At 72.5% G+C, this 7749-nt stretch carries 6 protein-coding genes; 4 read left to right on the top strand and 2 right to left on the bottom strand.

Features of this window, described 5'->3' with window-relative positions:
- The first annotated feature begins 278 nt into the window (after positions 1-278).
- Positions 279-1028, top strand: coding sequence for a YebC/PmpR family DNA-binding transcriptional regulator (locus ACIBO1_RS31135; RefSeq protein ID WP_396752722.1), 750 nt, complete (start codon positions 279-281; stop codon positions 1026-1028).
- A 67-nt stretch (positions 1029-1095) separates the two neighbouring features.
- Here ACIBO1_RS31135 and ACIBO1_RS31130 read toward each other — a convergent pair whose 3' ends face one another.
- A complete protein-coding gene (locus ACIBO1_RS31130; protein ID WP_396752720.1) occupies positions 1096-1869 on the bottom strand; it encodes a hypothetical protein in 774 nt (257 codons plus the stop codon).
- Between the two features lie 35 nt (positions 1870-1904).
- The gene (locus ACIBO1_RS31125) at positions 1905-2735 is read right to left on the bottom strand and encodes a hypothetical protein (protein ID WP_396752718.1); all 831 of its coding nucleotides are present in this window, start codon (positions 2733-2735) and stop codon (positions 1905-1907) included.
- A gap of 198 nt (positions 2736-2933) precedes the next feature.
- Here ACIBO1_RS31125 and ACIBO1_RS31120 point away from each other — a divergent pair, with 198 nt between their 5' ends.
- The 3 genes from ACIBO1_RS31120 to ACIBO1_RS31110 all read left to right on the top strand — a co-directional run bounded on the left by ACIBO1_RS31120 (position 2934) and on the right by ACIBO1_RS31110 (position 7741).
- A complete protein-coding gene (locus ACIBO1_RS31120) occupies positions 2934-5759 on the top strand; it encodes an ATP-binding protein (protein WP_396752716.1) in 2826 nt (941 codons plus the stop codon).
- A 90-nt stretch (positions 5760-5849) separates the two neighbouring features.
- Positions 5850-6464, top strand: a complete 615-nt coding sequence (locus ACIBO1_RS31115; protein ID WP_396752714.1) for a winged helix-turn-helix domain-containing protein — start codon at positions 5850-5852, stop codon at positions 6462-6464.
- Entirely contained in the window at positions 6461-7741 is a 1281-nt protein-coding gene (locus ACIBO1_RS31110; protein WP_396752712.1) for an MFS transporter, read from the top strand. Before ACIBO1_RS31115 ends, ACIBO1_RS31110 begins: the two co-directional genes overlap by 4 nt.
- Positions 7742-7749: the final 8 nt, after the last annotated feature.

The following is a 7749-nucleotide window of genomic DNA, read 5'->3' as shown; positions in this document are numbered from 1 at the left end:
GGGGGCGGGGGGTGGGGGGGGGGGGGGGGGGGGGGGGGCGGGGGGGGGGGTGGGGGTGGGGGGGTGTGGGGGGGGGGGGGGGGGGGCGGGGGGGGGGGCGCGGGGGGGGGGGGGCCCCCCCCCCCCCCCCCACGTCGGTAGGATTGTCGAGATTCGGCAGGGCCTTCTGGCCGCCACGGCTTCCACCAGAGCTGACCGGCACCACCGCGTGCGCGGGTGCGGAGCGGGGCGTGCGCGGTGCGGTCGATGCAGACGGCGGGTAGCAACGGAGGTAACAGATGTCCGGCCACTCAAAGTGGGCGACGACCAAGCACAAGAAGGCGGTCATCGACGCCAAGCGCGGCAAGATGTTCGCCAAGCTGATCAAGAACGTCGAGGTCGCGGCGCGGACCGGTGGCGGTGACCCGGCCGGCAACCCGACCCTCTTCGACGCGATCCAGAAGGCCAAGAAGAGCTCGGTCCCGAACGACAACATCGACCGGGCGGTCAAGCGCGGCTCCGGCCTGGAGGCCGGCGGCGCCGACTACCAGACGATCATGTATGAGGGGTACGGCCCGAACGGCGTCGCGCTGCTCATCGAGTGCCTGACCGACAACCGCAACCGCGCCGCCACCGAGGTCCGCACCGCGCTGACCCGCAACGGCGGCTCGTTCGCCGACGCCGGTTCGGTGTCGTACATGTTCTCCCGCAAGGGCGTGGTGATCGTGCCGAAGGCGGGCACCACCGAGGACGACGTGATGCTGGCGGTCCTCGACGCGGGCGCCGAGGAGGTCAACGACCTGGGTGAGGCGTTCGAGGTGGTCTCCGAGCCGGGTGACCTGATCGCCGTGCGGACCGCGCTCCAGGACGCCGGCATCGAGTACGAGTCGGCCGAGTCCTCGCTCGTCCCCAGCGTCACCGTGCCGCTGGACGAGGAGGGCGCGCGCAAGATCTTCAAGCTGATCGACGTGCTGGAGGACAGCGACGACGTGCAGAACGTCTTCGCCAACTTCGACGTCAGCGACGAGGTGATGGAGGCGGTCGGCTGACCTGCCGCCCGACCGGCGCACACCGGAACGGCCCGTCCCCGACCAACGGGGACGGGCCGTCCGGCGTTCAGGCCACCGGCCGCAGCGGGATCAGGGTCGGCAGCGACTCCTGGGCGATCCAGCGGCTCGTGTTCCGGGTGGCGTTCTTGTTGATCAGGGCTCGGTCGATGGTCCTCACCGGTCGGCCCAGGTAATAGATCTCCGTGCCGCTGGCGGAGTCGCCGTTGTACGCCACGCAGGTGTGCGTGATCTCGACGGTCACCAGCCGGCCGAGTGAGTCGTACTCCCGGATGGTGTCGTCCCGGCAGGTCGGGGCGAGCTTGACGACGAGGTTCTCGTAGCCCCGGATGAGGCTGTTGAGCAGGTCGTTGACGGGAAGGTTGTACTTGGCGAAGGCGACCATGGCGATCGAGTAGATGACCCCCATCAGCTTGCCGATGTTGTCGGCGGCGCGCGGGTCCTGCACGGCGTTCAGATAGGCGTTGGAGAGCGCGGCGCAGTCCACCGCGCCGTTGACGAACGGGCCGAGCAGGCTTCCCGGCATGCTGTCGATCTGCGCGATCTTGGTGACGGCGGCTTCGGTGCACGCCTCCACGTCGGCGGCGGCGATCGCGTCGATGTGGTTGAGGATCTCCTGCTTGGAGTTCTCGACGGCAGCGATGATCTCTCGCTTGGCCTGTTCGAGGCCCCCGCCGCCGCTGCTGCTCAGCAGGTGCGTGGCCACCGCGGTGATGATCTGGGGCCACGGGATCGCCGCGCGGGCGGGCTGGGCGGTGCCGGACACGGTGAGCACCATCGCGGTGGTCGCGGCGACGATTCCGGTGACGATTCGGTGTTTCATGGACGCACCTTCGTTCCTGGGAGAGGCGGGGGTCTTCACGGCAGGGGAACGCCGCGGCTGATCAACAGGTCCAGGGTCCGCTGGGCGAGCGGCAGCGCGGTGTCGCGCATCAACATCTCCGCTACGGCCTCTTTGGTGATCGGCCCGGGGATCATCGGGCCGCCGTTGATGCGATGCGTGTTGGTGAGCGGGTAGTAGTCGACGTAGATCGACCGGCCGCCGAACGAGCAGGAGTACGTGCTGACACCGGCGTTGGGGTTGCCCTGTGGTGGGCACTCCCGGCGCATCTCCTGGATGAGGTACTCCAGGCCCTGACGGAAGTAGGGGCGCTGGGCCGCCGCGAGGTTCGTGCCGTCCTCGGCGTCGACCATGAGGTAGGCGGCTTCCAACTGCGTGAACAGGACGATCATCGCCCGGCCCACGGCATCGAGGGCGTTGTCGTCCTCGTGGACCGTCCGCAGGTGGTTCTTGGCCACGTACGCGGCGTCGTGGGTGCTGTTGATCGCGGGCCCGGCGGCCCACGGGACCCGCAGCAGTTCGACCTTGGTCACGGCGGCTTCGGTCCTGGCCCGGATGTCGTTGGTGACCTCACTGTTGAGGCGCGTGAGCAGGTCGACCTTCGCGCCGTTGACCGCCCCGATCAGCTGTTGAATGAGGCGGCTGATCTCCAGCGGGGTGTAGACACCGTCCTGCCCCATCTCGGCGGCGGCGAGGAGGATGTCGATGATTGCCCCGTAGTCGGTGTTGTCGGCGACCTGCGCCCTGGTCGGCGGCGGCCCCGCCGCCGCCGGGGCTGCCGGTATGGCCGTGCCCAGGCCCAGTGATACGGCGACGACCCCGTGGAGAAGAGCTCTCGTTCTCCGCACTCCGTTCCTCCTCGCTCCTGATCGATCGATGACGATCAGCCTCCGCCTCGGGAAAGGCGCGCGGTATCCGTGGAATTACGCAAACTCCGGATTCGGTGAGGTGGTGCCGGACGACTGTGGTCGGACTCGTCGTGGTGGTGTCCGAGGACATGGACCGGCGTCTAAACTCTGCGCGAGGCACGAGTCTGGGGAGGCGCCGTGGCCGTACGTCCGTCGGGCGACGGTACGGCGGCGCACCTGGTCGGGCGTACCGGTCAGTTGGTGGCACTCGACGCGGCCGTCTCGGCCGTGACCGGCGGGAAGTTCGCGGCGGTCAACCTCTGCGGCGAGGCGGGCATCGGCAAGACCAGCATGCTGCGGGTGCTGGCGGAGCGGGCGAGCGCTGCCGGGCTGCTGGTCTGTGACGGCCGGGCCGCCGAATTCGAGCGCGACGTGCCCTTCGCGATGTACGCCGACGTGCTGGAGCCGCTCGTCACGGCCGGCGGTGCGGCGGAGGACGGCGAGGTGGTGTCGCGGGCGCTCACCGGGCGGCCGGTCCGCGACGGCGCGACCTCGTCGGTGGGCCGGGCCCGGATCTACGCGGCGGTCCGGCGACTCATCGACGGTGTCCGGGCGCCCGGTGTCGCGCTGCTCCTCGACGACCTGCACTGGGCGGACGAGCCGTCGCTGGAGCTGACCGAGTACCTGATCCGGAAACCACCCCGCCGTCCGGCGCTGGTCGCGGTCGCCTTCCGCTGCGAGCAGCCCCCGTCCGGGGTCGCCGACGCGATCGTGCACCTCGGCCCGGCCGCCACCCGGATCAACCTGCCCCGCCTCGGCCCCGCCGACATCGACGCGCTGCTGCCGGGGGTGCCGCGCCGCCGCCGGACGCTCATCTCCCGCGCCAGCGGCGGGAACCCGCTCTATGTCCAGGAGCTGTCCCGGTGCCGCGACGACACGCTCGCCGCGCTGGTGGACAACGACGACCTGGACGTCTCGGAGCGGCACGTCCTCACCGGACTGGCCCGCGAGATCACCGACCTGGACGAGCCGGTCCGCCGGGTCGCCTACGCGGCGGCGGTGGCCGGTGACCACGCCTCCATCGGGCTGGTGGCGCAGGTGGCCCAGGTGCCGACCGACACCGTCGTGACCGCCGCCGACGAGCTGCACCGGCGCGGACTGATGGACGTCGACGCGGCCCGGCTGCGGTTCCGGCACCCGCTGGTACGTGCCGCCGCGCACGAGTCGGCCGGGCCGGCGTGGCGGGTCACCGCGCACGCCCGCGCCGCGGCCCACCTGCGTGCCCACCACGGGCCGCCGCAGGTGCTGGCGCACCACACCGAACGCTCGGCCCAACCCGGCGACGAGGCGGCGGCCGAGACCCTCATCGACGCCGGGCTGGCCTTCACCTATCCCGCACCGGCCCAGGCGGCCCGCTGGCTCGGCTCGGCGCTGCGCCTGCTGCCGGAGGGGCATCCGCTCGGCGGTCGTCGTCCGACCGTGCTGCTCCAGTACGCGCGGGCGCTGGGCCTCAGCGGCGAGTTGGAACGCAGCCGGGACGTCCTGCGTGAACTGGCGCACGGCGACGATCGCGTACGCGCCGAGGCGGCGGCGTTCCGCGCGGTCGTGGCCCGCCTGCGCGGCGACATCGACGAGGCGGCGAACCTGGTCACGGCCCAACTCGCCGCCGCGCGGCTGCCCCGCACCTCGGCCGGGAAGCTGCACGTGGAACTCGCCGCGATCGCCGCCCTCGGCGAGGACGACGACACCACCGTGGGCCACGCCGACCGTGCGATCACCCTCCTGGCCGGGGACCGCCCGCCGCTGTCCGCCGCCGCGTACGCGTTGCGGGCCTTCGGTCGCCTCTATGCCGGAGACCTGGACGCGGCCCGGCGGGACGCGGCACACGCCGCCGAGCTGGTCGACAGCGAGACGAACGCGGCGCTGCGCCCGCACGTGGAGCTGTTCGGCCCGTTGGCCTGGGTGCGGTTGCACCTGGGCGAGGTGACCGCCGCCGCCCATCACCTGGACCGCGCCGCCGACGTCGTGGAGCGCGTCCGGGACAGCAGCGCGGTGCCGTACCTGCTGGTCGTGCGCGTCGCGTTGCTGACGCGACTCGGTCACCTGGAGACGGCCGTGCACCTCGCCGAGGAGGCGGTGACGCTCGCCCGCCGCGTCGGCAGCGTCGAGATGCGGGCCATGGCGGAGGCGGTCGCGCTGCGCCCGCTGCTGCTGACCGCCGGCCCGTCCGTCGTCGACCGGCTGACCGCCGGCGACTGGCCGCGCTCGCGGATGTGGCGGCGGGTCGGCCGGCTGAACCTGGCCGTCGCCCACCTGGCCGCCGGGCGGCCGGAGTCGTGCCTGGAGATCGTCGCCGACCCGGCACCGTGGCAACCGGGGCCGCCGATCGCGGTACCCCGGGACGTGGTGCACGCGATCGCCCTGGCCCGCTCCGGCGACACCACCGGCGCCCACCGGTACGCCGCCCGCGCCGTCGCGCTGGCCGCTGCCGCCGGGCTCGCCTACGAACAGGGCTGGGCCGGCTACGCGCAGGCGTACGTGGCCACCGCCGCCCACCGGCACGACGAGGCCGCCGCCCTGGCCGACGCCGCCGCCACGCGACTGGCCGCCGCCCGGGCACCGGTCGAGGAGGCGCTGGCCCGGCACCTGACCGGCATCGCGTCCGCCCGCGACGGTCGTTCGGCCGCCGCCCGGGACGCCTTCCGGCAGGCCCAGGAGGGGTACGAGAGCTGTGGCGCGCGCTGGCTGTCGTCGGTGCTGGCCCGGCACGCGGCCGCGATCGGGTCCCGCCCGAAGCGGGATCCCCGCCCGGCGACGACCGGCAGCGCCACCACGCTGTCCGCGCGGGAACGGGAGATCGCCGAGCTGGTCCGCGCCGGCCTGACCAACCAGGAGATCGCCTCGCGCCTCTTCCTCAGCCGCCGCACCGTCGAGTCACACCTGGCCCGCATCTTCGGCAAGCTGGGCGTACGCTCGCGCACCGAGCTGGCCGCCCGCCTCACCGGCGACACCCCGACCCTCTAGGACGCACCGAGCGCGGTTCGAGCCGTGGATTCACCCATCGGGGTCGGGTGGGCACTTGCTAGAGACATCTTTCTAAAGCATTCTCTAGTAATGACCGACGAGGTGCCCCGACGATCGCTCAAAGTCACCGACCCCCGCGCTCTGCGGGCGTACGCGCACCCGTTGCGGATGCGCCTGATCGGCCTGCTGCGCGGCGAAGGACCGATGACCGCGACGCAGGCGGCGGCCCGGCTGGACGACAACGTACCGAACTGCTCGTTCCACCTGCGGCAGCTCGCCAAGTACGGGTTCGCCGAACGGGTTCCCGGGGCGGACGGCCGGGAACGGCCCTGGCGGGCCACCACGCAGTACACGTCGTGGGACGACGACTCCGACGACCCGGCGATGCGGGCCGCCACGGACGAGATCAACAGTGCGATGGTCGACATCTATCTGCAACGTGCCCGGGACTACCTCGCGATCCGTGCCGACGAGCCCACGCAGTGGCGGGCCGCCGCCGGCTTCGGCGACGCGTTGCTGCACGTCACCGCCGCCGAGCTGCGCGAGATCACGGAGACGGTCGACGCGCTGCTGGCCCGGTACGACGACCGGATCGCCGACCCGGCGAAACGTCCGCCCGGGTCCCGCCCGGTGACGTTCGTCCAGATGGCGCTGCCGCGTGGGACCGCCCCGGCGCAGGAACCGGCGGCCGGAGACGGGCCGTGACGGAACCTCTCGTCCTGGCCGAGGCCGCACCGCCGCCTCGGCCGCGTCGGCCACGCATCCCACGGCTGCTCCGGGAGACGGCGTTTCGCCGCTACTGGTCCGCGCAGACCGTCTCGCTCTTCGGCGACCAGATCACCATGCTCGCCGTACCGCTGCTGGCCCTGCTCGCGGTCGGTGCCGGACCCGCCGAGATGGGCTACCTGACCGCCGCCTCGCTGCTGCCGAACCTGTTCTTCTCCCTGCCGGCCGGCGCCTGGGTGGACCGCTACCCGCACCGGCGTCGGGTCATGATCGTCACCGACCTCGGCCGGGCGGGCCTGCTGCTGGCCGTGCCGGTGCTGTGGTGGGCCGACATGCTGGGCCTGCTGCTGCTCTGCGCGGTGGCCTTCCTGGTCGGGACGCTCTCGGTCTTCTTCGAGGTGGCGCACCAGAGCCTGTTCGCCGCACTGGTCCGGCGGGCGGACTACGTGGACGCCAACAGTCTGGTCAACGGCAGCCGAGCCATGACGCACGTGGCCGGTCCGAGCATCGGTGGGGTGCTGGTGCAGGTGCTCACCGCTCCGTTCGCGCTCCTCTCCGGCGTCGTCACGTACCTGGTGTCGGCGGCCTTCCTGAGCCGGACCAGAGTCACCGAGCACTCCGTCCGCAGCGACTCCGCCCGTGGCATGGCCGCCGGTGTCCGGTACGTGGCGCGCTCGGCGGTGCTCCGGGCGACTCTGCTCGGCACCACCACGCTCAACCTGTTCAACTTCATGTTCGCCGCGCTGTTCGTGCTGTACGTGACCACCGAGCTGGGTGTCTCTCCCGGCATGCTGGGCCTGGTCATCGGGGCCGGCGCGGTCGGCGGGCTGCTCGGCGCGGCGGTCACCGGACCGGTCAGCCGCCGGATCGGCATCGGCCCCGCAGTGCTCCTCGGTTTCGTGGTCTTTCCGGCCCCGCTGCTGCTCGTGCCGTTGGCCGCAGGCCCGCAGCCGGTGGTGCTCGCGATGCTGTTCGCCGCCGAGTTCGTCTCCGCGCTGGGCGTCATGATCCTCGACATCGCGGTCGGCTCGGTGCAGATCGCCGCCACTCCGGTGGCGATGCTCGCCGTGGTCTCCGGCTTCCGGCGCACCGTCAACCACGGCATCCGGCCGATCGGTGCCCTGGTCGGCGGGGCACTCGGCGCGACGCTGGGGGTACGTCCCGCCCTCTGGATCGCCGCCCTCGGCGCCCTGCTCGGGGTGCTCTGGGTCGTCTTCTCCCCGCTGCGCACCATGCGCGCCCTCCCCGAGGGCTGAGCCTCCGC

The organism is Micromonospora sp. NPDC049903 (assembly GCF_044460945.1).
Lineage (GTDB): Bacteria > Actinomycetota > Actinomycetes > Mycobacteriales > Micromonosporaceae > Micromonospora.
This window is presented reverse-complemented; position numbering and strand designations above follow the sequence as displayed.